Source organism: Phytopseudomonas seleniipraecipitans (genome assembly GCF_900102335.1).
Classification (GTDB): Bacteria; Pseudomonadota; Gammaproteobacteria; order Pseudomonadales; family Pseudomonadaceae; genus Aquipseudomonas; species Aquipseudomonas seleniipraecipitans.
This window is the reverse complement of sequence record NZ_FNBM01000011.1, coordinates 153,974-178,066: the sequence shown is the minus strand read 5'-3', so window position 1 is coordinate 178,066 and position 24,093 is coordinate 153,974. Positions and strand designations below refer to the sequence as shown.

Sequence of the window (24,093 nt, the reverse complement as noted above, 5' to 3'; positions counted from 1 at the left end):
GGCGCGTAGCTGACGCTCTTTTCATCCACCATTGCGATCGCAGAGCGGTGGACGGGTCGGGCCGCGTAGATGAGGCGTCGTCCACCCTACGACTGTGGGAGCGGGCCGTGCCCGCGATTCGCGTGCATGAACAACTGGGCGTCCCCGCCCGCTCCCACCATTCGTAGGTTACGCATCATCTGCGCGCATCCCAGGTAGACGTAGGGTGGATGGCGCTTTTTTCATCCACCATTGCGATCGTAAAGCGGTGGACGGATGAAGCGTCGTCCACCCTACGCCTAGAGCCCCTCCCACGATCGTGAACGGCCGCTCCCGCCACCAAGCCGCCACCCGATGAAGCCGTCTGCCATCCGGCGGGCGGGCTGTCCTGGTGTGGGCGCAGGCGGTACACTGCGCGCCGCTCGCGGCCATGTCGGTCGCGGCAATGGGTTCCCTAACCCCATTTCACGAAAAAGGACATGCCATGACCCTGCTTCCTGCATCGGTCAGTCGCGCCGTATTGGCTGCGCTGATCGCGTTTCACATTCTCATCATCATTGCCAGCAACTACCTGGTGCAGCTGCCGATCACCCTGTTCGGCTGGCACACCACGTGGGGCGCGTTCAGCTTCCCGTTCATCTTCCTGGCCACCGACCTGACCGTCAGGTTGATCGGCAAGCATTCTGCACGCGTGGTGATCGCCCGGGTGATGCTGCCGGCGCTGGTCGCCTCCTACATCGTTTCCGTACTGTTTCATGAAGGTGCCTTCGGTGGCGTGGCGGCGCTCGGCGAATTCAATCTGTTCGTGTTCCGCATCGCCTTGGCCAGTTTCCTCGCCTACGCCTTCGGCCAGTTGCTGGATATTCAGGTGTTCGACCGTCTGCGACGTATGCGCCAGTGGTGGATCGCTCCTACGGCGTCGACGATCTTCGGCAACCTGCTGGATACCTTCCTGTTCTTCTCGGTGGCGTTCTGGCGCAGTGACGATCCGTTCATGGCCGCCAACTGGCTGGAAATTGCCACGGTGGATTACGTGATCAAGCTGGCCATCAGCCTGATTCTGTTCGTGCCGCTGTACGGCATGCTGCTCAGCGCCATCGTGCGGCGTCTTCCGCAGCGCAGCGTATCTGCCTGACTGGCGGCAAAAACCAACTGCCTGTCCGGCGTCTTCAGAAAAAACTGCGGTAGCGCCACCCCGGCTTGGGAAAAATACCAGGCCGCCCTTCTTTAGCATGTCTCCCACGCCCACCGGCCCGGAGACATCGCCATGCCCCTCGACCATCCCCTGCTGTTCAAATCGCTGTGCTACATCGATGGCCACTGGGTACACAGTGACGACGGCTCCAGTGTTGCCGTGCAAAATCCTGCCGACGGCAGCGCGATCGGCCATGTGCCGATGCTTGGCCAGCCCCAGATCGTCGCTGCCGTGGATGCCGCCCAGCGTGCTTTCGGCGCCTGGCGTGACCAGAGCCTGGAACATCGCGGCGCTTTGTTGCGTCGCTGGGCCGAGCTGATCCTGCTGCATCAGGAAGACCTGGCGCGCATTCTCAGCGAGGAACAGGGCAAACCCCTGGCGGAGGCCCGTGGCGAGATCCGCTATGCCGCCAGCTTCATTCCCTGGTTCGCCGAAGAAGCGCGGCGCCTCTATGGGCAGACCATTCCCAGCCATATTCCCGGCGCTCACCTCGGCACCTTGAAGGAGCCGGTGGGCGTCTGCGCCCTGCTCACCCCGTGGAATTTTCCCTGCGCGATGATTACCCGCAAGGCCGCTGCCGCACTGGCGGCGGGCTGCACCGTGGTGGTCAAGCCGGCCCACGAAACACCCTACTCTGCCTTCGCCCTGGCGCAGTTGGCCGAGGAAGCGGGCTTCCCCGCCGGCGTGTTCAATGTGGTGCTCGGTGAGCCGCAGATGGCCATGGAAACCCTCGTCAGCGATGCTCGCGTTCGCTCGGTGAGCTTCACCGGCTCGACCCGAGTCGGCAAGCTGGTGCTTCAGGCTGCTGCTACGGATGTAAAGAAGGTGGCGCTGGAACTAGGCGGCAACGCGCCGCTGATCGTCTGTGACGACGCCGATCTAGATCACGCGGTACAGGTCGCGCTGGACGCCAAGTTCCAGACCTCCGGTCAGGATTGCTGCGCCGCCAACCGAATCCTGGTGCAGCGCCCAGTCTACGAAGCCTTTCTGCAGCGCTTCGCCAAGGCTGTGCGTGGTTTGAGCGTCGGCCCCGGCCTGGAGGATCGTCATGCCATCGGCCCGTTGATGCACCAGGCTGCCGTGGATGTGACGGCCGAGCGCGTCGCCGATGCTCTGGAGAAAGGCGCGCGCCTGCTGGTTGGCGGTGAACCCCATGCTCTCGGCGGTTGGTTCTGGCAGCCGACGCTGCTGGCCGATGTCACCGACACCATGCGCATCTATCGTGAAGAGAACTTTGCCCCCATCGCCGGTGTGCGCGCCTTCGACACGCTGGACGAGGCTGTGGCCATGGCCAATGACACCGAATACGGGCTGGCCGCCTACATCTGTTCCAACCGGCTGGACGTGGTGCAGCCGCTGATCCGCCGGCTGGAGCACGCCATGGTCGCGGTCAACGGCACCAAGTTCACCGGCCACCCGATTCCCTTTGGCGGCATGAAGGCCTCCGGCCTGGGTCGTGAAGGCGGCAGCGACGGCTTCGAAGCCTTCGTCGAGACCAAGTATTTCTGCATCCACCATCAGGGCCAGCGTTACTGACGCCCTGCCCCCGACTACCTACTCTGAATCCGATGGAGATCGCCATGACCGACTACCAGAAGCTGTTCGAACAGGATCGTGCCCACTTCATGCACCCGTCCACCCACGCCCATGACCATGCCAGCGGCGAGCTGCCAGGCAAGATCATCACCGGGGCGTCCGGCGTCCACATCCGCGATCACCAAGGCCGCGAATACCTCGATGCCTTCGCCGGGCTGTACTGCGTGAACATCGGCTACGGCCGTACCGAGGTGGCCGAGGCGATCTACAAGCAGGCCAAGGAGCTGGCCTACTACCACACCTATGTGGGCCACTCGAGCGAGGCGATCATCGAGTTGTCCAGCCGCATCATCGACTGGGCGCCGGCAGGCATGAAGAAGGTCTATTACGGCCTCTCCGGCTCCGATGCCAACGAAACCCAGATCAAACTGGTGCGTTACTACAACAACGTGCTCGGCCGGCCGCTGAAGAAGAAGATCATCTCCCGTCAGCGTGGCTACCATGGCTCGGGAATCATGACCGGCAGCCTCACCGGCTTGGCCGCCTTCCATCAGCATTTCGACCTGCCAGCAGCGGACATCAAGCACGCCGCCTGCCCGCATTTTTACAAGGCGCCGGCAGGCATGGACGAAGCGGCCTTCGTGCGCCATTGCGCCGAGGATCTGGAGAAACTGATTCTTGCCGAAGGCGCGGACACGGTCGCGGCATTCATCGGCGAGCCGGTAATGGGCACTGGCGGCATCATCGTGCCGCCCAAGGGCTACTGGCAGGCGATCCAGGCGGTGCTCGACAAATACGACATCCTGCTGATCGCTGACGAAGTGGTCTGCGCCTTCGGTCGCGTTGGCGACAAGATGGGCAGCCAGCGCTACGGCATGAAGCCTGATCTGATGACCACCGCCAAGGGTCTGACCAGTGCCTATGCACCGCTTTCAGCAGTGATCGTCGGTGAGAAGGTGTGGAACGTGATCGACAGCGCTTCGACGCGTGACGGCGCCATGGGGCACGGCTGGACTTACTCGGGCCATCCGATCTGTGCCGCCGCAGCCCTGGCCAACCTGGATATCCTCGAACGGGAAAACATCACTGCCAACGCTGCCGATGTCGGCACTTACCTCAACGCGCAACTGCGCCAGACGTTCGAGGGGCATCCGCTGGTCGGTGAAGTGCGTGGTGACGGCATGCTCGCCGCGCTGGAGTTCATGGCCGACAAGGACGCCCGCACGCCCTTCGACCCGGCGCTCAAGGTCGGGCCAAAAGTGTCGGCAGCCTGCCTGGAGCGCGGCATGATCGCCCGCGCCATGCCCCACGGCGATATCCTCGGTTTCGCACCGCCGTTGATCCTCACCAAAGCGCAGGCAGACGAGATCGTCGCCATCGCCAAAGCCGCAGTGGATGCGGTGGCGGACCAGGTGCTTTGAGTCTCTCTTGAACGGTAGGGTGGATGACGATTTTTTCATCCACCAAGAGGGCGTGGTGGACGGATGAAGCGTCATCCGCCCTACCGCTCTACCTTTTTAAAGCCTTGGTACTACCTGTAAAACCCAAACAAAAAACGCCGGCGACCTGTGAAGGTAGCCGGTGTTTTCATTTCTGCGGCTTAACCCCGCGATTGAATTGTCATCGGCAACGCTTGCAAGCGCGACAAGTGCAGCGCCACGGCCAGGGACACCAGCAGCAGCGAGCCGATGAACAGGCCCAGGCCATCCCAGCCGGCGGCTTGCCAGAACACACCGCCTAAGGTGCCGGCGACGCTGGAGCCCAGGTAGTAGCAGAACAGGTACAGCGACGACGCCTGGCCCTTGGCCTGGGTGGCGCGGCGGCCGATCCAGCTGCTCGATACCGAGTGGGCGCCGAAGAAGCCGAAGGTGAACAGCAGCATGCCGAGCAGAATCACCGGCAGCACGTCGAACAGCGTCAGTATCAGGCCGGCCAGCATCAGGCCGATAACCACCCAGAGCACCTTGCGGCGGCCCAGCTTGTCGGCCAGTGCGCCAATCTGCGCAGAGCTGTAGATACCTGACAGGTAGACCACCGAGAGCAGGCCGATGCTGGTCTGATCGAGCTTGAACGGCGCTTCGATCAAGCGGTAACCGATGTAATTGAACAGCGTGACGAAGGCGCCCATGAGCAGGAAGCCCTGCAGGAACAGCCACGGCAGGCCGGCATCACGAAACTGCAAGGTGTAACCCTGCAGCAGGCTGCGAGGGCGCAGCGAGCGTGCGCGAAAGTTGCGCGACTCGGGCAGCAGCCGCCAGAACAGCGCACCGGCCAGCAGCCCGAGGCTGCCCAGGGTGCCGAGCACTGCGTGCCAGGACATGAAGTCGACCAACACGCCGCTGAGCAGGCGGCCGCTCATGCCACCGATGGCGTTGCCACCGATGTACACGCCCATGGCCAGGCCCAGGTGCAGCGGGTCGATTTCTTCGCTCAGGTAACTCATTGCTACCGCAGCCAGGCCGCTGAGCGCCAGGCCGACCAGAGCACGCATGACCAGCACGCCTTCCCAGGTCGGCATCAGCGCGCTGCCCACGGTGAACAGCGCCGCGGCAAGCAGCGACACGACCATTACCGGTTTGCGCCCAAGCGCGTCGGAAAGCGGCCCGGTGATCAGCAGGCCGATGGCCAGGGTGATCGTCGATACGGACAGGACCAGGCTGCTTTGCGCGGCACTGAGCGCGAACTGCTGGGCCAGCATCGGCATCATCGGCTGCACGCAATAGAGCAGGGCGAAGGTGGCAAAACCACCGGAACACATGGCGAGAATGGTGCGCAGAAACGCGCGGGTGCCTTTCTGAATGTACTCAGGTTCTGCCACAGCGCTACGCGGGGCAGGCTCCTCGGAGCTGGCGGGCACGCACTCGTTGGGTGCGTGTGGAACGGGCTGACTCATTACGACCTCTTTAACACTCATTTCCCAGGCCAAACGCGGCCGCATGCTCGGGCGACTGCCGGCATCGGTGTTGTTGTTATTGGGAATGGTGACAAGGATAAATAGCCCGGCAAGTTCTTTCCAATATAAAATTCGACACAATCGATAGGTTATACGACTCATGGAGGCCACATGGAACTGCGCCACTTACGCTACTTCGTAGCCGTTGCCGAAGAGCTGCATTTCGGTCGCGCCGCGGAGCTGCTGGGCATCTCCCAGCCGCCGCTCAGCCAGCAGATTCAGGCGTTGGAACACGAGCTCGGGGTGCGCCTGTTCGAGCGCACCAACCGCCACGTAGCGCTTACAGACGCCGGCCGGTTGTTCCTCGAGGAAACCCGCCAGACGCTCGCGCAGGTGAGCAAGTCGGTGGATGTAGTGCGCCGCGCCGAGCAGGGCGAGATCGGTGAGCTGCAAATCGGTTTCACCGCCTCGGCACCATTCGTGTCGATCATCCCGCGAGCCGTGTTCGCCTTTCGCCAGGCGTTCCCGGCCGTGCACCTCAACCTGCAGGAAATGACCAGTCGCCAGGTCAGCCAGGCGCTGGTCGACAAGAAACTGCAGATCGGCATGATCCGCCCGCTGGAGCTGCCCGCCGAACTGGACGCGGTGGAACTGCTCAGCGAGCCCTTGGTGGCGCTGCTGCATGCCGGTCACCCGCTGGCGGGTGAACAAGACCGGGGTTTAGCGCTGGCCGAGCTGGCCGACGAGCCGTTCGTGTTCTTTCCACGCAGTTACGGCTCGGGGCTTTACGGTCAGTTGTTCAGCCTGGCCCGCCAGGCGGGCTTCAGCCCGCGAATCACCCAGGAAGCCCACGAAGCGCTGACCATCATTGGCTTGGTGGCGGCTGGCCTCGGTGTGTCCGTGCTACCTGCCTCGTTCCGGCGCATCCGCATCGACGGCGTGGTGTTCCGGACGCTGATCGACGCTGATGCCACCACGGCGGTGTGGCTGGTCAAGCGGCGGCAGGAGCGCTCGCCGCTGGCCCAGGCCTTCATCGACCTGCTCACTCGGGAAGTGCAGGCGATGAAGTAGGTAGGCTGCACACCGCTTTACGTAGCCTGGGTCGAGCGCGGCGACACCCGGGAAAAGGTACCTGGGTATCGCTGCGCTCAACCCAGGCTACGGGTTGTGTCGTGATTCAGGCGCTAGCGCTCTTGTCCAGCTTGCGCAGGAATACGCTCATTTCCTTCTCTGCCTGCTTGTCGCCTTTGCCCTGGGCCGCCAGCACGCCACGTTGCCAGGCGCTGCGTGCTGCGTCGGGATTGCCCGCCGCCTGGTGAGCCTTGCCGAGTAGTTTCCAGGCCGCCGAATACTGCGGATCATGCTCGACACAGCGCTGCAGATGCTCAGCCGCCTGGGCAGCATTGCCCGCATCCAGATAGCCTTTGCCCAGGCCGAAGCGCAGCAGCGAGTTATCCACACCCTTGGCGAGCATCTTTTCCAGTGCTTCGGTGCTCATTTACGGCTCCTTAGAAGAAGGTCAGGCCGACCTGGAACAAGCGTTCGACATCGCGGATGTGCTTCTTGTCCATGAGAAACAGGATCACATGGTCGCCGGACTCGATGACCGACACGTCGTGGGCGATCAGCACCCGGTCATCGCGGATGATCGCGCCGATGCTGGCGCCCGACGGCAGCGAGATGTCCTTGATCGCCTTGCCGACCACCTTGCTTGAGCGACCGTCACCGTGGGCGATCACCTCGAGGGCTTCGGCAGCGCCACGGCGCAGCGAGTGCACGCTTTCGATATCGCCACGGCGCACATGGGTCAGCAGGCTGCCGATGGTGGCTAGCTGCGGGCTGATGGCGATATCGATCTCGCCGCCCTGGATCAGGTCGACGTAGGCCGGGTTGTTGATCAGCGTCATCACCTTGCGCGCGCCGAGGCGTTTGGCCAGCAGCGACGACATGATGTTGGCTTCGTCGTCGTTGGTCAGGGCCAGGAAGATATCGGCATCCTTGATGTTCTCTTCCACCAGCAGGTCGCGGTCGGAGGAGCTGCCGTGCAGCACGATGGTGCTTTCCAGGCTTTCCGAGAGATAGCGGCAGCGGGCCGGATTCATCTCGATGATCTTCACCTGGTAACGGCTTTCGATGGCTTCGGCCAGGCGCTCGCCGATGTTGCCGCCGCCGGCGATGACCACACGTTTGTAACCTTCCTCGAGGCGGCGCATCTCGCTCATCACCGCGCGGATATCGGCTTTGGCGGCGATGAAGAACACCTCGTCATCGGCCTCGATCACCGTATCGCCCTGCGGCATGATCGCCCGATCACGGCGGAAGATCGCCGCCACCCGCGTGTCGACGTTGGGCATGTGCTCGCGCAGCTGGCGCAGTTGCTGTCCGACCAGCGGGCCGCCGTAGTAAGCGCGAACCGCCACCAGCTGCGCCTTGCCGTCGGCGAAGTCGATGACCTGCAGCGCACCGGGGTATTCGATCAGGCGCTTGATGTAGTTGGTCACCACCTGCTCGGGGCTGATCAGCACGTCGATCGGGATCGCTTCGTTGTCGAACAGCCCGGTGCGGGTCAGGTAAGCCGGTTCGCGTACGCGGGCGATCTTGGTCGGCGTATGGAACAGGGTGTAGGCCACCTGACAGGCGATCATGTTGACTTCGTCGCTGTTGGTGACCGCCACCAGCATGTCGGCATCGTCGGCGCCGGCTTGGCGCAACACGGTCGGGAATGAGCCCTTGCCTTGTACGGTTCGGATATCGAGGCGATCACTGAGCACGCGCAGGCGGTCGCCATCGGTGTCGACCACGGTGATGTCGTTCGCCTCGCCGGCCAGGTGCTCGGCGAGGGTGCCGCCAACCTGGCCGGCGCCAAGGATGATGATCTTCATCGGGTGGCTCCTGCAGCGATCTTGATCAGCTTGGCATAGTAGAAGCCATCGTGGCCGTCCTGCTGGGCGAGCAGCTGCCGGCCGTGGGGTTGCTTGAGGCCGAACGGCCCGAGGATGTCGAGTTCGCGGGCACCCGGCGTGCGGGCTAGAAACGCCTCGATCACCTCGGTGTTTTCCGTCGGCAGGGTCGAGCACGTGGCATAGAGCAGGATGCCGCCGACCTCCAGGGTCGGCCACAGCGCATCGAGCAGCTCGCCTTGCAGCGCGGCCAGCGCCGGGATGTCGTCGGGCTTGCGGGTCAGCTTGATATCCGGGTGGCGACGAATCACGCCCGTGGCGGAGCAGGGCGCATCGAGGAGGATGCGCTGGAATGGCTTGCCATCCCACCAGGCGGCGGTATCTCGGCCATCGGCGGCGATCAGCGTGGCGTCGAGCCGCAGACGGTCGAGGTTGTCGCGTACGCGCAGCAGGCGCTTGGCTTCCAGGTCCACGGCGACCACTTCGCTGAGCCCTGGCTCAGCTTCGAGCAGGTGACAGGTCTTGCCGCCCGGCGCTGCGCAGGCATCCAGCACACGCTGGCCAGGCGCCAGTTGCAGCAGCTCGGCGGCCAGCTGCGCGGCTTCGTCCTGCACGCTGACGTGGCCTTCGGCAAAGCCGGGCAGCAGCGTCACGTCGCAGGCCTGCAGCAGACGGATGCCGTCATGGCTGAAGGAGCAGGGCTCGGCCTCGAAACCGGCCTGGCGCAAGCGCGCGAGATAATCGTCACGGCTGCCGTGACGCTGGTTAACCCGCAGAATCAGCGGCGGGTGAGCGTTGTTGGCGGCGCAAATCGCCTGCCAGTGCTCGGGCCAGAATGCTTTGAGCTGCTTCTGCAGCCAGCGCGGATGGGCGGTGTGCAGCACTGGGTCACGGTCCAGCTCTTTGAGCAGGCTGTCGCTGTCGCGCTGAGCATTGCGCAGCACTGCATTGAGCAGGCCCTTGGCCGAAGTCTTTTTCAGCTTGTCGACGCAGCCGACTGTCTCGCCGATCGCCGCGTGGGCGGGGATGCGCGTATAGAACAGCTGGTACAGGCCGATCAGCAGCAGTGCTTCGAGGTCGCGGTCGCCGTCCTTAAAGGGCTTGCGCAGCAACTTGTCGGCGATCAGCGCCAGGCGCGGTTGCCAGCGTGCGGCACCGAACGCCAGGTCCTGGGCGAGGCCACGGTCGCGGGCCTCGACCTTGTCGAGGAGCGGCGGCAGGCTACTGCCCAGCGACGCCTTGCCTTCAAGTACCGCGGCCAAAGCGCGGGCGGCTGCCAGTCTGGGATTCATGCCAGCACCGTGCCGACGGCGAACTGCTCGCGGCGGCTGTTGTACAGATCACTGAAATTCAGCGCTTTGCCGCCCGGCAACTGCAGGCGGGTGAGCAGCAGCGCGCCGCCGCCGCAGGCAACGGTCAGGCCGTCCTTGCTGGCCGCGAGGATCTCGCCGGGCTGACCGTGGCCCTCAGCGAGGCGGGCAGCAAGCACCTTCAGCGGCGCCTCATTGAGCGTGCTGTGGCAAATCGGCCAGGGGTTGAAGGCGCGGATCAGCCGCTCCAGTTCGTCGGCAGGGCGCGTCCAGTCGAGGCGCGCCTCGTCCTTGTTGAGCTTGTGCGCATAGTTGGCCTGAGCATCGTCCTGCACTTCGCCCATCAGCGTGCCGCCGGCCAGGCCGGCAATGGCCTGGATTACCGCAGGTGGGCCGAGTTCGGCGAGGCGGTCATGCAGGCTGCCGCCAGTATCGTCTGCGCTGATTGGCGTGCGCACCTTGAGCAGCATGGGCCCAGTGTCGAGACCAGCTTCCATCTGCATCACGGTGACGCCGCTCTCGGCATCGCCTGCCTGCACCGCGCGCTGGATTGGCGCCGCACCACGCCAGCGGGGCAGCAGCGAGGCATGGCTATTGATACAGCCGAAGCGCGGGATATCGAGTACCACCTGCGGCAGGATCAGCCCATAGGCGACCACCACCAGCAGGTCCGGTGCCAGCGCGGCCAATTCGGCCTGGGCCGCAGCGTCACGCAGGCTTGGCGGCTGCAAGACGGGAATGTCGTGTTGCAGCGCCAGCTGCTTGACCGGGCTTGGCATCAGTTTCTGCCCACGGCCCGCGGGGCGATCCGGTTGGGTATAGACGGCGACAATCTGGTGCGGCGTGTCGAGCAGCGCCTTGAGGTGGGCGGCGGCGAATTCCGGGGTGCCGGCGAATACGATACGCAGAGCTTCGGTCATGGTGTCTCGCTGTACTGGCAAATAGAGGGCGCTGAAAAAACAAAAGGCTTGCCGCGGCAAGCCTTTGCTGTGGGCCCGGTCAGGCCTGCTGGCGGTGCTGCTTTTCCAGCTTCTTCTTGATGCGGTCGCGCTTGAGCGTAGACAGGTAGTCGACGAACAGCTTGCCGTTGAGGTGATCGCACTCGTGCTGGATGCACACGGCCAGCAGCCCTTCGGCAATCATTTCGAACGGCTGCCCGTCACGACCCAGCGCATTGATCCTGACCTTTTGCGGGCGGTCGACGTTCTCGTAGAAGCCGGGCACCGACAGGCAGCCTTCCTGATACTGATCCATCTCTTCGGTGAGCGATTCGAATTCCGGGTTGATGAATACCAGCGGCTCGCTCTTGTCTTCGGACAGATCCATGACCACGACGCGCTTGTGCACATTCACCTGGGTCGCGGCGAGGCCGATACCGGGGGCGTCATACATGGTTTCGAACATGTCATCGATCAACTGACGCACGGCGTCATCGACCACGTCCACCGGTTTGGCGATGGTCCGCAGGCGCGGATCGGGAAATTCGAGGATGTTTAAAATCGCCATATGCGTTTGTGATGCACTTGTGGAATAAATTTAAAATCCGCTGCTAAGATGACGGCAGCATTGAAAAACGGCTTCACGCCGCGGTTTTACTGGGTTCTGTCGCGGCGCTAGGGCGCTTCACGCGAAGCCACATAATAAAGGGATTCACCGCATGAGGAAATCACTACTCGCCCTGTTGCTGGTCGCCGCGAGCGGCTTGGCGCTTGCCGAGGTGCAGCTCAAGGAAGGCCACCCCGACCGCTACACGGTCGTGAAGGGTGACACCCTTTGGGATATTTCCGGCAAGTTCCTGCGTCAGCCACTGGAAGTGGCCGGAAATCTGGCACGCCAACCCGCAGGTGCAAAACCCGCACCTGATCTACCCCGGCGACGTATTGAGCCTGGTCTATATCGACGGTCAACCACGCCTGATGCTGGGCCGTGGCGAGTCGCGTGGCACCATCAAGCTGTCGCCGAAAGTGCGCAGCACACCGATGGCCGAAGCTATTCCGACCATTCCGCTGGAGGCGATCAACAGCTTCCTGCTGAAGAACCGCATCATCGACAAACCCGAACAATTCCAGAGCGCGCCGTACATCGTTGCCGGCAATGCCGAGCGCGTGGTCAGCGGCGCGGGTGATCGTGTCTACGCCCGCGGCAGTTTCGACCCGGCCGAGCCGGTGTACGGCATCTTCCGTCAGGGCAAGACCTACACCGATCCGGACACCAAGGAATTTCTCGGCATCAATGCCGATGACATCGGTGGTGGAGAGATCGTCGCCGAGGAGGAGGGCATCGGTACCCTCAACCTGACCCGCACCACTCAGGAAGTACGCAACGGCGATCGCCTGTTCCCCACCGAGGAGCGCGCGATCAACTCGACATTCATGCCCAGCGAGCCGAGCGTGGACGTCAAAGGTCTGATCCTCGACGTGCCACGCGGCGTCAGCCAGATCGGCCAGTTCGACGTGGTCACCCTCAACAAGGGTGCTCGCGACGGTCTGGAAATCGGCAACGTACTGGCCGTCTACAAGACCGGCGAAACCGTACGGGATCGGGTTACCGGCGATTCGGTGAAGATCCCGGACGAGCGCGCTGGCCTGCTGATGGTGTTCCGCACCTACGACAAACTCAGCTATGGCCTGATCCTCAATGCCTCGCGGCAATTGGCGGTGATGGACAAGGTCCGCAACCCGTAACACTCGACAAGCCCCGCCTCTGCGGGGCTTGTGCTTTCTACCACCGCCGCTCTGGGCACTTATAAAAACCAGCTGCGTGTCATCACTGTTTTGCTTTGTGCTGACCGCCTCGCTTACGTTTTTAGATGTGCCCTTTGGCGGCGCGATCGATCAAGGATGATCAGCCATGTCGCAATCCCCCCGTGCCTTATCACCCGCCGAACTTGAAGCCCGTCTGCGCCTGCATTGCCTGCCGGAGCTGGGGCCGAAGCGTTTCCATAAGTTGCTCAGCGCTTTCGACAGTGCCTCTGCGGCGCTCAGTGCGCCAGCCAGTGCCTGGAGCTCCCTGGGCTTGCCATTGGCATGCGCCGAGGCGCGGCGCAGTTCTGAGGTGCGTGAACGAGCACGGCGCAGCCTTGAATGGCTGCAGGCGCCCGGTCAACAGGTACTGATGTGGGACGACCCGCACTATCCCGCCTTGCTCGCAGAAATCCACGACGCACCGCCGCTGCTGTTTGTCACTGGCGACCCGACACTGCTCGAGCGGCCGCAACTGGCAATGGTCGGCAGCCGTCGTGCGTCACGGCCGGGTCTGGACACGGCGCATAGCTTCGCCCGCAGCCTGGCCCGCGGTGGTTTCGTGATTACCAGCGGACTGGCGCTGGGCATCGATGGTGCCGCGCATCAGGGTGCGTTGGATGCTGAGGGGCACACCGTCGCCGTGCTCGGCACCGGTTTGCAGTGCCTGTACCCAGCGCGCCACAAGCGCCTGGCGCAGGACATTATCGAGCGGGGTGGCGCACTGATCTCGGAGCTGCCGCTCGATAGCCCGCCGCAGGCCAGCAACTTTCCGCGGCGCAATCGGATTATCAGCGGCCTTTCGCTGGGTGTGCTGGTGGTCGAGGCCAGCCCGTTGAGCGGCTCGTTGATCACTGCACGCCTGGCGGCAGAGCAGGGTCGCGAGGTGTACGCGATTCCCGGCTCCATTCATCACCCGGGCGCCAAGGGCTGTCACCAGCTGATTCGTGACGGCGCGACGCTGGTGGAAAGCATCGAGCACATTCTCGAAGCCTTGCGTGGCTGGCAGACGCCCAGTGGTGATGCCCCGGCGAGCGCAGAGGGAACGCCGCCGCCAGCCCATCCGTTGCTAATGCTGCTGCACGCCGCGCCGCATAGCAGCGAGGCGCTTGCCCACTCCAGCGGCTGGCCGCTGCCCGAGGTGCTCGCCGCGCTGACCGAGCTGGAACTCGATGGCCGAGTCGCCTGCGAAGCCGGGCTGTGGGTGGGCTGCAAGCCCTAGCTTGGATACACTGCGCCCAGTGTTTTTTGGGAGACGAGCCATGATCACCAGTTGGCAGGTTCAGCAGGCCGCGCGCGTGGTTCGCGCCGGTGGCGTTATCGCCTATCCGACCGAGGCGGTATGGGGATTGGGGTGCGACCCCTGGGATGAAATGGCGGTGGATCGTCTGCTGGCGCTCAAGGAGCGGCCGGTGCGCAAGGGGCTGATTCTGGTGGCCGACACTATTCGCCAGTTCGACTTCCTGCTCGAGGATTTGCCCGAGCTCTGGCAGGACCGCCTGGCCAGCACCTGGCCTGGCCCGAACACCTGGCTGGTGCCCCATCAGGATCGTCTGCCGCAGTGGATAACCGGCGAGCACGACAGCGTCGCCCTGCGTGTCAGCGATCATCCGCGCGTGCGCGAACTGTGTGCGCTGAGCGGGCCCCTGGTGTCGACCTCGGCCAATCCTGCCGGTCGGCCGGCGGCGCGTTCGCGCTTGCGGGTCGAGCAGTATTTCCCGAGGCAGTTGGACGCCGTACTGGGCGGTGCCCTGGGCGGGCGGCGTAATCCGAGCGTGATACGTGATCTAGTTACCGGCGACGTACGCCGACCAGCCTAGAGCCGTTTATGATCAGCTGCGCGTCGGCCCTGCGGCGTTAAAAACAGACTCGGAATGCTCATGTACAACAGTACAGTCGGCCGCGCCCCCGGCCGCTTCCTCGCCTGTTTTGCGGGGCCGCCTAGGCCTTGCATGGCTCTAGCTCGCAAACTCATAAACGGCTCTAGCCAGACTCAATAGGTTTATGGCAACAGAACTGTAGGGTGGATCACGCTTCACCGATCCACCGCTGCAACCGTACCCACTGGCCACAAAAAGCCCACTACCTTTCGCCATAGGGAAAGCCAAAAGGCAGCGGACCTCACCCCGACTTACGGCACCAGAATCGTCGAGCCCGTGGTCTTGCGGTCGCTCAGCAGCGTCTGCGCGGTGGCCGCTTCGCTCAGTGGATAACGTTGGGCGATTTCCACGCTGAGCTTGCCCTTGGCGATCATGCCGAACAGCTCATCGGCCATCTTCTGCAGGTTATCCGCCGTATTGGCGTAGCCCGCCAGGGTCGGGCGGGTGACGTAAAGCGAGCCTTTTTGCGAGAGGATGCCGAGGTTGACGCCAGTGACGGCGCCGGACGCATTGCCGAAGCTGACCAGCAGCCCACGCGGCGCGACGCAATCCAGCGAGGTCTCCCAGGTGTCCTTGCCGACGCCGTCATAGACCACCGGGCATTTCTTGCCATCGGTCAGTTCCAGTACGCGCTGGGCGACGTCTTCATGGCTGTAGTCGATGGTCGCCCAGGCACCTTGCTGCTTGGCGTAATCGGCCTTCTTCGCCGAGCTCACCGTGCCGATCAGCTTGACGCCCAGAGCTTTTGCCCACTGGCACGCAAATGAGCCAACGCCACCTGCGGCCGCATGGAACAGGATGATGTCGCCGCTTTTCAGCTCGGCTGTCTGGCGTAGCAGGTATTGCACGGTCAGGCCCTTGAGCATCACTGCTGCGGCCTGCTCGAAGCTGATCGCATCGGGCAGTTTGACCAGCTTGTCCGCGGGCAGCACGTGCAACTCGCTGTAGCCACCCAGCGGGCCCGTGGCATAAGCGACGCGGTCGCCGACCTGGAAGCCCTTGACCTCGGAGCCGATGGCATCGACAAAGCCGGCACCTTCAGTGCCCAGGCTGGACGGCAGCGATGGCGGCGCATACAGGCCACTGCGGAAGTAGGTGTCGATGAAATTGAGGCCGATGGCCTGGTTATGCACACGCACCTCATGAGGGCCAGGGGCAGCCGGCTGGTAGTCGGCGTATTCGAGAACCTCGGGGCCGCCGTGGCGGCTGAACTGGATGCGTTTGGCCATCGTTTTGCTCCTGCTTTAAAGATGAGTGCAATAGACCGCGAGCGCGGTACGGGGTTAAACCGTTTTTTTCTCAGCGGCTGAACGTCGCACCTGTCGTTGACCCGCGTCAACTGCGGAGTGCGGATACCCGGTGCTATGCTAGCCGCCGATTTCGCCGCAACCAGGGTAAGCCCGTGAGTGACCAGACCGAGGCCGTAAAAGCCTACCTGCTCGACCTGCAAGACCGTATCTGCGCCACCCTGCAAGCCGAGGATGGCCGGGGCAGTTTCATCGAAGACGCCTGGCAGCGTCCGGGCGGTGGCGGTGGTCGCACACGGGTCATCAGTGACGGTGCGGTGATCGAGAAGGGTGGGGTGAATTTCTCCCACGTGTTTGGCGACAGCCTGCCGCCGTCGGCCAGTGCTCATCGCCCCGAGCTGGCCGGGCGTGGGTTCCAGGCGCTGGGCGTATCGTTGGTCATTCACCCGCACAGCCCACACGTGCCGACCTCGCACGCCAACGTGCGTTTCTTCAGCGCCGAGAAGGAAGGTGAAGAGCCGGTCTGGTGGTTCGGCGGCGGCTTCGACCTGACGCCTTACTACGGCAACGAAGAAGACTGCGTGCACTGGCACCGGGTTGCCGAGCAGGCCTGCGCGCCGTTCGGTGCGGACGTCTACCCGCGTTACAAGGCCTGGTGCGATCGCTACTTTCACCTCAAGCACCGCGGCGAGCCGCGCGGTATTGGTGGACTGTTCTTCGATGACCTCAACGAGTGGGGTTTCGACACCTGCTTCGCCTTTATCCGCGCAATCGGCGACGCCTATATCGAGGCGTACCTGCCCATCGTGCAGCGCCGCAAGGCCCTGCCGTTCACCCCGGCGCAGCGCGAGTTTCAGGAGTTCCGCCGCGGCCGCTACGTGGAATTCAACCTGGTCTACGACCGTGGCACGCTGTTCGGCCTGCAGTCGGGCGGGCGTACCGAGTCGATCCTCATGTCGCTGCCGCCGCAGGTGCGCTGGGGCTACGACTGGAAAGCCCAACCGGGCAGCGAGGAAGAGCGCCTGACCGACTACTACCTCACCGACCGCGACTGGCTCGGCCTGCAGCCCGAGGCTTGAAGCGCGCGGGCAAAAGCTTCAGGCTTGCCGCCTTTGGCTTTCGCGCACGGAAACTTTCATGGATCGCTACGGTGTATTCGGCAACCCCATCGGCCACAGCAAGTCGCCACTGATTCACCGCTTGTTCGCCGAGCAGACCGGCCAGACGTTGAGCTACGAGGCGCTGCTGGCGCCGCTGGAGGATTTCGAAGGCTACGCCCGGGCCTTCTTCACCGATGGCCGCGGCGGCAACGTGACCGTGCCGTTCAAGGAACAGGCCTTCGCCCTGGCCGACAGCCTGACCGAGCGCGCCCGCCGTGCCGGGGCCGTGAATACGTTGAAGAAGCTGGAAGACGGCAGCATGCTCGGTGACAACACCGACGGTGCCGGCCTGGTGCGCGACCTGACCGTGAATGCAGGGATCGAGCTGCGCGGCAAGCGCATCCTGCTGCTTGGCGCCGGTGGCGCGGTGCGCGGTATTCTCGAACCCTTCCTGACGCAGCAGCCGCAAAGCCTGGTGATCGCCAACCGCACGGTGGACAAGGCCGAGCAACTGGCCCGCCAGTTCGCCGACCTCGGCCCGGTGGTCGCCAGCGGTTTCGACTGGATCGATGCGCCGGTGGACCTGATCATCAACGGCACCTCGGCGAGCCTTGCCGGCGAGCTGCCGCCGATCGCCGCCAGCCTGATCCAGCCGGGCCACACCTGCTGTTACGACATGATGTACGGCGCAGGCCCCACTGCGTTCAACCGCTGGGCCGCGGCGCAGGGCGCTGCACGCACCCTCGACGGCCTTGGCATGCTGGTCGAGCAGGCCGTGGAAGCTTTTCACCTGTGGCGCGGCGTGCGCCCGGACAGCGCCCCGGTACTGGCCGAGTTGCGTCGTCTGCTGACGGCTTGACCGCCTTCAGGCACCTGCCTGTGCCGAAATCGTCATCTGGGTGAGCCAAACGGATCAAGCCGTGCGGCGCCGCCGGCGCCAGTCTTGAAGACTTACCGTGCCCTTGTGGGCGCGCAACGGCCCGTGCCGGGCCTAGCCAAAGGAGTTGACGATGATTCGGCTGTCCCTGGAAGAAGCCCGTGAGTTGGTGCTGTCGGTCATGCGCCGGGCCGGCTTCAGCGAAGCGCAGGCCCAGGCTGTTACTACCACGGTAGTTGCCGGTGAGCGCGATGGCTGCGCCTCCCACGGGTTGTATCGCGTGCTGGGCTGCGTGAGTTCGCTCAAGGCGGGCAAGGTGGTCGCCGATGCCGAGCCAGAGGTGATTGACCAGGCGCCTGCGATTGTCCGCGTGGATGCGCGCGGTGGTTTCTCCCAACTGGCGTTCCAGGCCGGCTTGCCGGTGCTCAAAGACAAGGCTCGCGCTAACGGCATCGCCGCCTTGGCGATCAACCGCTGTGTGCATTTCTCCGCTCTGTGGGTGGAAATCGAAGCGCTCACCGAAGCCGGCCTGGTGGCCCTCGCGTGCAACCCGAGCCATGCCTGGGTAGCGCCGGCGGGCGGCAGCAAGCCGATCTTCGGGACCAACCCCATCGCCTTCGGCTGGCCGCGGGCGGGCAAGCAGCCGTTCATCTTCGACTTCGCCACCAGTGCCATCGCTCGCGGCGACATCGAGCTGCATCGGCGCGCCGGCAAAGCCATCCCGGAAGGCTGGGGCATCGATGCCAATGGCCAGCCCAGCACTGATGCCGAGGCGGTCATGAACGGCGCCATGCTGACTTTCGGCGGGCACAAGGGCTCGGCGCTGGCAGCCATGGTGGAGCTGATTGCCGGGCCGCTGATCGGCGACCTGACCAGCGCCGAATCCCTGGCTTATGACGCCGACAGCAAGTCGTCGCCGTACCACGGCGAGCTGATCATCGCCCTCGACCCGCAGCGCTTTCTCGGCGCGGCGGCCGACGAGCACCTGGCCCGTGCCGAGGTGCTGTTCGAGGGGATTCAGGAGCAGGGCGCGCGACTGCCTTCGCAGCGTCGCTACGACGCGCGCGCCCGCAGCCTTACCAATGGCGTACAGATTCCCCAGGCACTTTATGACGATCTGAAGGCGCTGCTCAGTTGATGCTGTAGCCGCGTCCGCCCAGACAGGCACCCAGTGCGCGCCGGTAGTAGTCGGTGGCGCTGGCGGCCGGCGCGCTGATGGCGGTAGCCGGATCGAAACCGCTCTGGCTGACCGCCCAACTGTGGCACTCATAGCGGTCGCGGGCCTGCAGGTCGGCGTTCTGGCCGCGGGCTGGATAGGCGATCACAGTGTAATTGGCCGCAGGGGCCGCTACGGCTACCGGCGGCGCCTCGACCATAATGTATTGCCTGCGGTCGGCGTTCCACATGTAGTAGCTGCCGGCGGCGACGAAGTACAGCGCGCTGCCGATCCACAGTTCACGGGCGTAGTCCGGCAGGCCATGGCCATGCCGTGGGCCCGGGCCGCCCCAGCCTGGCCCGGGGCCGTCGTGCCCGCGATGACCACTCGGGCCCCCTGGGCCACCACACGGCCCGCCGGGGCCAGCCATCGCGTTCAGGGAAAGCGCCGCCAGCAACAGTGCGGCGACAGCGGTACGGGGGAGACTTGCTTTCATCGTGGGCTCCAGAGAATCGACAGCCCGACCAGACGGTTGGGCAGGATCGATTATCGGGAAGCTTGTGCAAGGTGACGTCAGGCGGATGTAAAGCTGGTGTAAACCCAGCGCGTTGTTACGGCTGCAGCTGTGGATAACTGCGCGGCGTATACACCCACTCACCGCCATCGCCTCGGGGGAAGCGGCGGGTTTGGCTGGAGCCGATGATCACCAGGGTGCGCATGTCGACCATCTCTGGCGTCAGCTCGCCCAGGCTGAGCACGCGCAAGGCTTCGGCGGGGCGACCAATGTCGCGGCCAAGCACCACCACGGTGTCGGGCGTGCGGTGCTGGCGGACGATTTCCAAGGCGCGGCCGAGCTGCCAGGGGCGGGCTTTGGAGATCGGGTTGTAGAAGGCCATCGCCAGGTCTGCGGCGCCGGCGTGGTCGAGGCGGCTTTCGATCACCGCCCAAGGCTTGAGATTGTCCGACAGGGAGATCAGGCAGAAGTCGTGACCCAGCGGCGCGCCGGCCTTGGCGGCGGCGGCCAGGGCGGCGGACACGCCGGGCAGGATTTGCAGCTCGACGGCGTGCCAGTCGGCGGGTGCATCGCTTGCTTCAAGGGCTTCCAGCACGGCTGCCGCCATGGCGAATACGCCCGGGTCGCCGGAGGAAATCACTACCACGCGGCGGCCACTGGCAGCCAGTTCGAAGGCATGGCGGGCGCGTTGCAGCTCTTCCCGGTTGTCGCTGCAGTGGCGCACCTGCTCGGGGCGCAGCGGTTCGGCCATCTTCACGTAGGTTTCGTAGCCGAGCAGGTCCTCGGCTTCGTCCAGCGCGCGACGTACCGCCGGGGTCAGGTGTTCGGCGGCGCCGGGGCCCAGGCCGATCACGCTCAGGCGGCCACGTGGGCGGCCAATGGTTTGCGCCGCGTCTGGGGATGCGGCCTGCAGCAGCTGCAGGTTCGTGCTGCCGTGCACGGGTGCCGGCAGCGCCTCGTCCGCAGCGATGAAACGCAGCGGGATGGCCAACTCAGCTGCGGCCTGGGCCAGGCGCTTGTCGGCCATCAGGGCGTGCGGGGCGAGCAGGGCGGCCAGCGCCTTGGCGGCCAGGCCTGCCTGGTCGAGTGCCGCACCGATCTCCGCAGCCAGGTCATCGCCTGCGCTATTAATCAGCACCAGCAGCGTGCGCGGGTGGATCAGCAGTTCGTCGTGCTGCGCGGCGCCCTGGCGTGTGGTGATGCGCACCGTGCGGGCGGCGTCGTCAGCCAGCGGCAGGTTTGCTGCGGCCAACCAGGGCGCGTCGCCGTCGATGCGCAGGCTTTCGCCGCCGAGTAGGTCGGAGACGAAGCGTTTGCCTTGTTCGATATTGGCCAGGGCGTAACCGCTCGGTGGATCGAGCAGGCAGGTGCCGAAGCGCAGCTCGCCGCTGGTGGTGATCGCCGCCTGCGTGCCCAATGTCGCGGCGATTTCTCGGGCCATGCGGTTGACCCCACCCAGCCCGCCGAGCAGCGGCACCACGGCGCTGCCGTCCTCGGCCACGGCCAGCACGGGTGGCTCGGCACCTTTGTTGGCGAGCAGCGGCGCCAGGCTGCGGATGACGATACCGGCTGCGCACAGCGCGATGATCGGCGCACCGCTGCGGTACAGGTTGCGCAGGCTATCGCCGAAATCGTCATAGGCCTGATCGGCGTCCACCCGCCCATGCAGGCCATGGATGGCGGCCTGTGGATAAAGCGCCTGGATGCGCCGGGCAGTGGCCAGGGCGGAGGGGCCGAGGATGATGATGGCGGGCGAAGAGGTCATAGAAATTTAATTGTCCAAAGCGAGCGCAAGAGTGCTGACAGCATGAAACAGTGAGGGAGAACCTGTAGGCGCCGCGCCCCCGCGGTGAAGGGCACGGGCAACGGCGTTACAGTGGCTATCAATTCGCGCCGATGGCGATGCTCCTATAAGAACGCTGGCTGCTTTCACCCGCGCCACTTTTCACCCGGCACCACGATCATCGAGAAATAGGGCGAGGCCATCGGCTCGACCTCGTCCAGCGGCACGATGCGCTGGTTGGCCATGGTCGCCCGTTCCACGTAGTGAGCGCGCTCGTGCAGGCCAAGGTCCTGCAGCACCCGGCGGACTTTCTCGAAGTTGCGGCCGAGCTTCATCACCACGGCGGCTTCGGCATCACGCAGGCGCTCGCGCAGTTCGTCTTCGGGCAGCACGCCGGAAAGCACCGACAGGCTCTGGTTGCGGTACACCAGCGGCGCGCCGAGCACCGCCGCACTGCCGAGCATCGAGCACACGCCGGGAATCACTTCGGCCTCGTAGCGCTCGGCCAGGCGGTCGTGCAGGTACATGTAGGAACCGTAGAAGAACGGGTCGCCTTCGCAGATCACCGCCACGTCACGGCCGGCATCCAGGTGTTCGGCGATCTGTACTGCGCAGGTGTCATAGAAGTCGCTGATCACGGTCTCGTAGGTCAGCGGCGGCTCGAGCTTTTCAGTGGTCACCGGGTAGACCAGTGGCAGGCGCTGCTGGCTGTCGTCGAGGTGCGCTTCGATGATGCCGAAGGCGTTGCCGCCCTGGCCGACATTGGCCTTGGCCTTGGCCACGAAATAGCCGACCACGGGCGATGCCTTGAGCAGGCGCAGGGCTTTGACGGTAATCAGTTCCGGGTCACCCGGGCCGACGCCCAGGCCCAGCAGGCGGCCTTTGCCGGGACGGTCCATACCGGTCATCACTCGACCTCCGTGGCCAGCGCATTGACCGCAGCAGCTGCCATGGCGCTGCCACCACGCCGGCCCTGAACGATCACGTAGGGCACGCCGTGCTGGGCAAAGGTGCTGGCGAGCAGGTCCTTGGATTCGGCGGCGCCGACGAAGCCCACTGGAAAGCCGAGAATCAACGCTGGTTTGGGGGCACCAGCAGCGAGCATGTCGAGCAGATAGAACAGCGCAGTGGGCGCATTGCCGATCACCACGACTGCGCCTTCGAGGTGCGCGCGCCAGTGCTCCAGGGCCACCGCCGAGCGGGTGTTGCCCAGCCTCTTGGCCAGCTCCGGCACGCCGGCATCGTTGAGGGTGCAGACCACCGGGTTGCTGGCGTGCAAGCGCGCGCGGGTCACGCCTTCGGCGACCATGCGCGCATCGCAAAGGATCGGCGCGCCGTTGGCCAGGGCGTGACGCCCGGCCGCACCTGCACCCGGAGAAAACCGTAGATCCTGCACCACATCGACCATGCCGCAGGCGTGGATGACCCGCACGGCGAGCTTCTCCATATCGGCCGGAATGGCACTCAGGTCGGCCTCGGCGCGGATGATGGCGAAGGAATTGCGATAAATCTCCTGACCATCGCGGATGTAATCGGTCATTGGGTGAAACTCCAAGTATCGGGAAGCGAGGCCAGCAGCTCGCGGGCCTCGTCGAGTGTCAGGTGGCGCGCCAGTGGCGTGCCGAAATCGGTGCTGTGCGCCTGGCGGGCGAACAGGTCGTAGCGTCCCTCGGCGACCGCCAGCAGGGTCACCGGCGCGCGGTGAGCGGCGGCGCAGGAACGGCTGCAGCCGCTGAGGTGAATGCCCGGTTGCTGGCTACCAGTGGGCAACCCTTCGGCCAGCCGGCGCGCATCGGCCTTGGTGTCGGCCAGGCCCTTGGCGCATCCGCTGGAACCAGTGCAGGCAATCAGCCGGGCCAAGGGCGCGTCGGCGTCAACCAGTAGGCCGAGGCCTTGCATCGACTGGAGGACTGCCATCGCATCGGCTTCGGCGATATTCGGCAGCAACACGCTCTGCCAGGGCGTCAGGCGCAGGCTGCTGTCACCCAGGCGACGCGCCAGCGCGGCGAGGCCCAGCAGCTGTTCGGCGTTGAGCCGGCCCAGCGGTGGCACACCACCGATATGCACGCGTCCCGGCTGGCGCTGGGTGCCGATGCCAATAGGTGCCTGTGTGCCGGCAGGGCAGCGGCGCCACGCATCCGCGCTCAGCAGCACGTCGCCCATGCGTTCGTTCAGGCGCTGCAACAGCTCGGCGGCTGGGTGGGTCAGCAGCAGATGGCGCATGCGCGTCTGCTCGGGCGTCGCCAGTTCGAGGAACAGATCGAGCAGCGCCAGCAGCAGCTCATGGGCGTGCGCCTCAGGAACAACCGCCAGCGCGGGTGCATCTCCAGGTGCTTGTGGCGGGCAACCGGCCAGGCCGAAGGCGTAGCCGATCTGCCCATCGAACTGCAGGGCGCTGAGCCAGATGTCATGAGGGTGTTCAAGCATCGCCAGGCGTTCGCCGCCATCGAGCAGCACGGCGAACTTTGGCGACAGCGCATGCAGGCGCGGGGTGTTTTCCAAAGTGTCCAGCAGGCGAGCGGCCAGGGGCGATACATCGACCAGCGCCATCGGGTCGAGGCTCGCGGCGGGGCTGATCATCAGGTTGCGCACATCGTCGGCGCCTGGCGAGCGGGGCCCAAGTCCCGCCGCCAAGAGCTCGGCGATCAGCGCCTCTTCGCTGCCGGCACGGATGCCACGGATCTGCAGATTGGCGCGGTTGGTCGCTTCGATCACGCCGCCGGCATGCCGTTGCGCAGCGTCGGCGATGCGCTCGGCCTGGGTTGCGTCGAGGCGGCCGCCGGCCAGTTTGATTCTGCAGATGCCGCCATCCTTTGCCTGCACGATACGCAGCAACCCCGGGCAGGCCGAGGGGCGAAAGGCTGGAGATGGATCGAGCTGGGCCTGTTTCAACGGATCACCGGGGTCGGGTCACATGGGCATCCGTTCGAGGATAGGCCAGAGAAGAGCGAGCTTCTATCACCGGGACACCCCGCCCGGTGT

21 protein-coding genes and 1 pseudogene are annotated in these 24,093 nt (G+C 64.8%); 10 read left to right on the top strand and 12 right to left on the bottom strand.

Annotated features, from left to right (window positions below):
* Positions 1–463: 463 nt before the first annotated feature.
* The 3 genes from BLS60_RS20150 to BLS60_RS20140 all read left to right on the top strand — a co-directional run bounded on the left by BLS60_RS20150 (position 464) and on the right by BLS60_RS20140 (position 4,131).
* Positions 464–1,114 (top strand): 7-cyano-7-deazaguanine/7-aminomethyl-7-deazaguanine transporter, encoded by a 651-nt coding sequence (locus BLS60_RS20150; RefSeq protein WP_092371699.1) that lies wholly within the window; start codon positions 464–466, stop codon positions 1,112–1,114.
* A gap of 132 nt (positions 1,115–1,246) precedes the next feature.
* Entirely contained in the window at positions 1,247–2,710 is a 1,464-nt protein-coding gene (locus BLS60_RS20145; RefSeq protein WP_092371696.1) for an NAD-dependent succinate-semialdehyde dehydrogenase, read from the top strand.
* Between the two features lie 44 nt (positions 2,711–2,754).
* Positions 2,755–4,131, top strand: a complete 1,377-nt coding sequence (locus BLS60_RS20140) for an aspartate aminotransferase family protein (protein ID WP_092371693.1) — start codon at positions 2,755–2,757, stop codon at positions 4,129–4,131.
* Positions 4,132–4,310: 179 nt separating this feature from the next.
* Here the strand turns inward: BLS60_RS20140 and BLS60_RS20135 are convergent, their stop codons facing one another.
* Entirely contained in the window at positions 4,311–5,603 is a 1,293-nt protein-coding gene (locus tag BLS60_RS20135; RefSeq protein WP_092371690.1) for an MFS transporter, read from the bottom strand.
* 171 nt (positions 5,604–5,774) lie between these two features.
* On the opposite strand from BLS60_RS20135, the gene BLS60_RS20130 reads away from it, so the two are divergent.
* Entirely contained in the window at positions 5,775–6,674 is a 900-nt protein-coding gene (locus tag BLS60_RS20130) for a LysR family transcriptional regulator (protein ID WP_092371687.1), read from the top strand.
* 106 nt (positions 6,675–6,780) lie between these two features.
* Here BLS60_RS20130 and BLS60_RS20125 read toward each other — a convergent pair whose 3' ends face one another.
* From BLS60_RS20125 to def, 5 genes are all read right to left on the bottom strand, one after another.
* Positions 6,781–7,101, bottom strand: a complete 321-nt coding sequence (locus BLS60_RS20125; protein WP_092371684.1) for a tetratricopeptide repeat protein — start codon at positions 7,099–7,101, stop codon at positions 6,781–6,783.
* A 10-nt stretch (positions 7,102–7,111) separates the two neighbouring features.
* Entirely contained in the window at positions 7,112–8,485 is a 1,374-nt protein-coding gene (trkA, locus tag BLS60_RS20120; RefSeq protein ID WP_070882442.1) for a Trk system potassium transporter TrkA, read from the bottom strand.
* Complete coding sequence (rsmB, locus tag BLS60_RS20115) at positions 8,482–9,795, bottom strand: 16S rRNA (cytosine(967)-C(5))-methyltransferase RsmB (RefSeq protein ID WP_070882443.1); 1,314 nt, start codon at positions 9,793–9,795, stop codon at positions 8,482–8,484. Before rsmB ends, trkA begins: the two co-directional genes overlap by 4 nt.
* Positions 9,792–10,733: a methionyl-tRNA formyltransferase gene (gene fmt / locus BLS60_RS20110; protein ID WP_092371681.1), complete on the bottom strand. Its 942-nt coding sequence runs from the start codon at positions 10,731–10,733 to the stop codon at positions 9,792–9,794. The genes rsmB and fmt overlap by 4 nt, the downstream gene beginning before the upstream one ends.
* Before the next feature lie 79 nt (positions 10,734–10,812).
* Positions 10,813–11,319: a peptide deformylase gene (gene def / locus BLS60_RS20105; RefSeq protein ID WP_092371678.1), complete on the bottom strand. Its 507-nt coding sequence runs from the start codon at positions 11,317–11,319 to the stop codon at positions 10,813–10,815.
* Positions 11,320–11,470: 151 nt separating this feature from the next.
* On the opposite strand from def, the pseudogene BLS60_RS20100 reads away from it, so the two are divergent.
* The 3 genes and pseudogenes from BLS60_RS20100 to tsaC all read left to right on the top strand — a co-directional run bounded on the left by BLS60_RS20100 (position 11,471) and on the right by tsaC (position 14,374).
* Positions 11,471–12,497: pseudogene (locus BLS60_RS20100) on the top strand (LysM peptidoglycan-binding domain-containing protein).
* Between the two features lie 166 nt (positions 12,498–12,663).
* A complete protein-coding gene (gene dprA / locus BLS60_RS20095) occupies positions 12,664–13,776 on the top strand; it encodes a DNA-processing protein DprA (RefSeq protein ID WP_092371675.1) in 1,113 nt (370 codons plus the stop codon).
* 40 nt (positions 13,777–13,816) lie between these two features.
* Entirely contained in the window at positions 13,817–14,374 is a 558-nt protein-coding gene (gene tsaC, locus BLS60_RS20090) for an L-threonylcarbamoyladenylate synthase type 1 TsaC (RefSeq protein ID WP_092371672.1), read from the top strand.
* Positions 14,375–14,685: 311 nt separating this feature from the next.
* On the opposite strand, the gene BLS60_RS20085 is transcribed toward tsaC, so the two are convergent.
* Positions 14,686–15,663, bottom strand: a complete 978-nt coding sequence (locus BLS60_RS20085) for an NADPH:quinone reductase (protein WP_092371669.1) — start codon at positions 15,661–15,663, stop codon at positions 14,686–14,688.
* Positions 15,664–15,836: 173 nt separating this feature from the next.
* On the opposite strand from BLS60_RS20085, the gene hemF reads away from it, so the two are divergent.
* The 3 genes from hemF to BLS60_RS20070 all read left to right on the top strand — a co-directional run bounded on the left by hemF (position 15,837) and on the right by BLS60_RS20070 (position 18,796).
* Positions 15,837–16,760, top strand: coding sequence for an oxygen-dependent coproporphyrinogen oxidase (hemF, locus tag BLS60_RS20080; protein WP_092371666.1), 924 nt, complete (start codon positions 15,837–15,839; stop codon positions 16,758–16,760).
* Positions 16,761–16,818: 58 nt separating this feature from the next.
* Positions 16,819–17,640, top strand: a complete 822-nt coding sequence (gene aroE / locus BLS60_RS20075; RefSeq protein ID WP_092371663.1) for a shikimate dehydrogenase — start codon at positions 16,819–16,821, stop codon at positions 17,638–17,640.
* Positions 17,641–17,791: 151 nt separating this feature from the next.
* On the top strand, positions 17,792–18,796 hold the full coding sequence (locus tag BLS60_RS20070; protein WP_092371660.1) for an Ldh family oxidoreductase: 1,005 nt from the start codon (positions 17,792–17,794) through the stop codon (positions 18,794–18,796).
* Here BLS60_RS20070 and BLS60_RS20065 read toward each other — a convergent pair.
* The 5 genes from BLS60_RS20065 to cobG form a co-directional block, all read right to left on the bottom strand.
* Positions 18,789–19,310: a hypothetical protein gene (locus tag BLS60_RS20065; protein WP_092371657.1), complete on the bottom strand. Its 522-nt coding sequence runs from the start codon at positions 19,308–19,310 to the stop codon at positions 18,789–18,791. The two genes, BLS60_RS20070 and BLS60_RS20065, sit on opposite strands and share 8 nt — an antisense overlap.
* A 115-nt stretch (positions 19,311–19,425) precedes the next feature.
* Positions 19,426–21,093 (bottom strand): precorrin-3B C(17)-methyltransferase, encoded by a 1,668-nt coding sequence (gene cobJ, locus BLS60_RS20060; protein ID WP_092371654.1) that lies wholly within the window; start codon positions 21,091–21,093, stop codon positions 19,426–19,428.
* 164 nt (positions 21,094–21,257) lie between these two features.
* A complete protein-coding gene (locus BLS60_RS20055) occupies positions 21,258–22,010 on the bottom strand; it encodes a precorrin-2 C(20)-methyltransferase (protein ID WP_070882585.1) in 753 nt (250 codons plus the stop codon).
* Between the two features lie 8 nt (positions 22,011–22,018).
* The gene (locus BLS60_RS20050; RefSeq protein ID WP_092371651.1) at positions 22,019–22,651 is read right to left on the bottom strand and encodes a precorrin-8X methylmutase; all 633 of its coding nucleotides are present in this window, start codon (positions 22,649–22,651) and stop codon (positions 22,019–22,021) included.
* On the bottom strand, positions 22,648–24,003 hold the full coding sequence (gene cobG, locus BLS60_RS20045; protein WP_092371648.1) for a precorrin-3B synthase: 1,356 nt from the start codon (positions 24,001–24,003) through the stop codon (positions 22,648–22,650). Before cobG ends, BLS60_RS20050 begins: the two co-directional genes overlap by 4 nt.
* Positions 24,004–24,093: the final 90 nt, after the last annotated feature.

Excerpts from the sequence above, each read along its gene's own strand:
- BLS60_RS20150 (WP_092371699.1), top strand. The coding sequence starts at position 464 with ATGACCCTGCTTCCTGCATCGGTCAGTCGCGCCGTATTGGCTGCGCTG.
- BLS60_RS20145 (WP_092371696.1), top strand. The coding sequence starts at position 1,247 with ATGCCCCTCGACCATCCCCTGCTGTTCAAATCGCTGTGCTACATCGAT.
- BLS60_RS20140 (WP_092371693.1), top strand. The coding sequence starts at position 2,755 with ATGACCGACTACCAGAAGCTGTTCGAACAGGATCGTGCCCACTTCATG.
- BLS60_RS20135 (WP_092371690.1), bottom strand. The coding sequence starts at position 5,603 with ATGAGTCAGCCCGTTCCACACGCACCCAACGAGTGCGTGCCCGCCAGC.
- BLS60_RS20130 (WP_092371687.1), top strand. The coding sequence starts at position 5,775 with ATGGAACTGCGCCACTTACGCTACTTCGTAGCCGTTGCCGAAGAGCTG.
- BLS60_RS20125 (WP_092371684.1), bottom strand. The coding sequence starts at position 7,101 with ATGAGCACCGAAGCACTGGAAAAGATGCTCGCCAAGGGTGTGGATAAC.
- trkA (WP_070882442.1), bottom strand. The coding sequence starts at position 8,485 with ATGAAGATCATCATCCTTGGCGCCGGCCAGGTTGGCGGCACCCTCGCC.
- rsmB (WP_070882443.1), bottom strand. The coding sequence starts at position 9,795 with ATGAATCCCAGACTGGCAGCCGCCCGCGCTTTGGCCGCGGTACTTGAA.
- fmt (WP_092371681.1), bottom strand. The coding sequence starts at position 10,733 with ATGACCGAAGCTCTGCGTATCGTATTCGCCGGCACCCCGGAATTCGCC.
- def (WP_092371678.1), bottom strand. The coding sequence starts at position 11,319 with ATGGCGATTTTAAACATCCTCGAATTTCCCGATCCGCGCCTGCGGACC.
- dprA (WP_092371675.1), top strand. The coding sequence starts at position 12,664 with ATGTCGCAATCCCCCCGTGCCTTATCACCCGCCGAACTTGAAGCCCGT.
- tsaC (WP_092371672.1), top strand. The coding sequence starts at position 13,817 with ATGATCACCAGTTGGCAGGTTCAGCAGGCCGCGCGCGTGGTTCGCGCC.
- BLS60_RS20085 (WP_092371669.1), bottom strand. The coding sequence starts at position 15,663 with ATGGCCAAACGCATCCAGTTCAGCCGCCACGGCGGCCCCGAGGTTCTC.
- aroE (WP_092371663.1), top strand. The coding sequence starts at position 16,819 with ATGGATCGCTACGGTGTATTCGGCAACCCCATCGGCCACAGCAAGTCG.
- BLS60_RS20070 (WP_092371660.1), top strand. The coding sequence starts at position 17,792 with ATGATTCGGCTGTCCCTGGAAGAAGCCCGTGAGTTGGTGCTGTCGGTC.
- BLS60_RS20065 (WP_092371657.1), bottom strand. The coding sequence starts at position 19,310 with ATGAAAGCAAGTCTCCCCCGTACCGCTGTCGCCGCACTGTTGCTGGCG.
- cobJ (WP_092371654.1), bottom strand. The coding sequence starts at position 21,093 with ATGACCTCTTCGCCCGCCATCATCATCCTCGGCCCCTCCGCCCTGGCC.
- BLS60_RS20055 (WP_070882585.1), bottom strand. The coding sequence starts at position 22,010 with ATGGACCGTCCCGGCAAAGGCCGCCTGCTGGGCCTGGGCGTCGGCCCG.
- BLS60_RS20050 (WP_092371651.1), bottom strand. The coding sequence starts at position 22,651 with ATGACCGATTACATCCGCGATGGTCAGGAGATTTATCGCAATTCCTTC.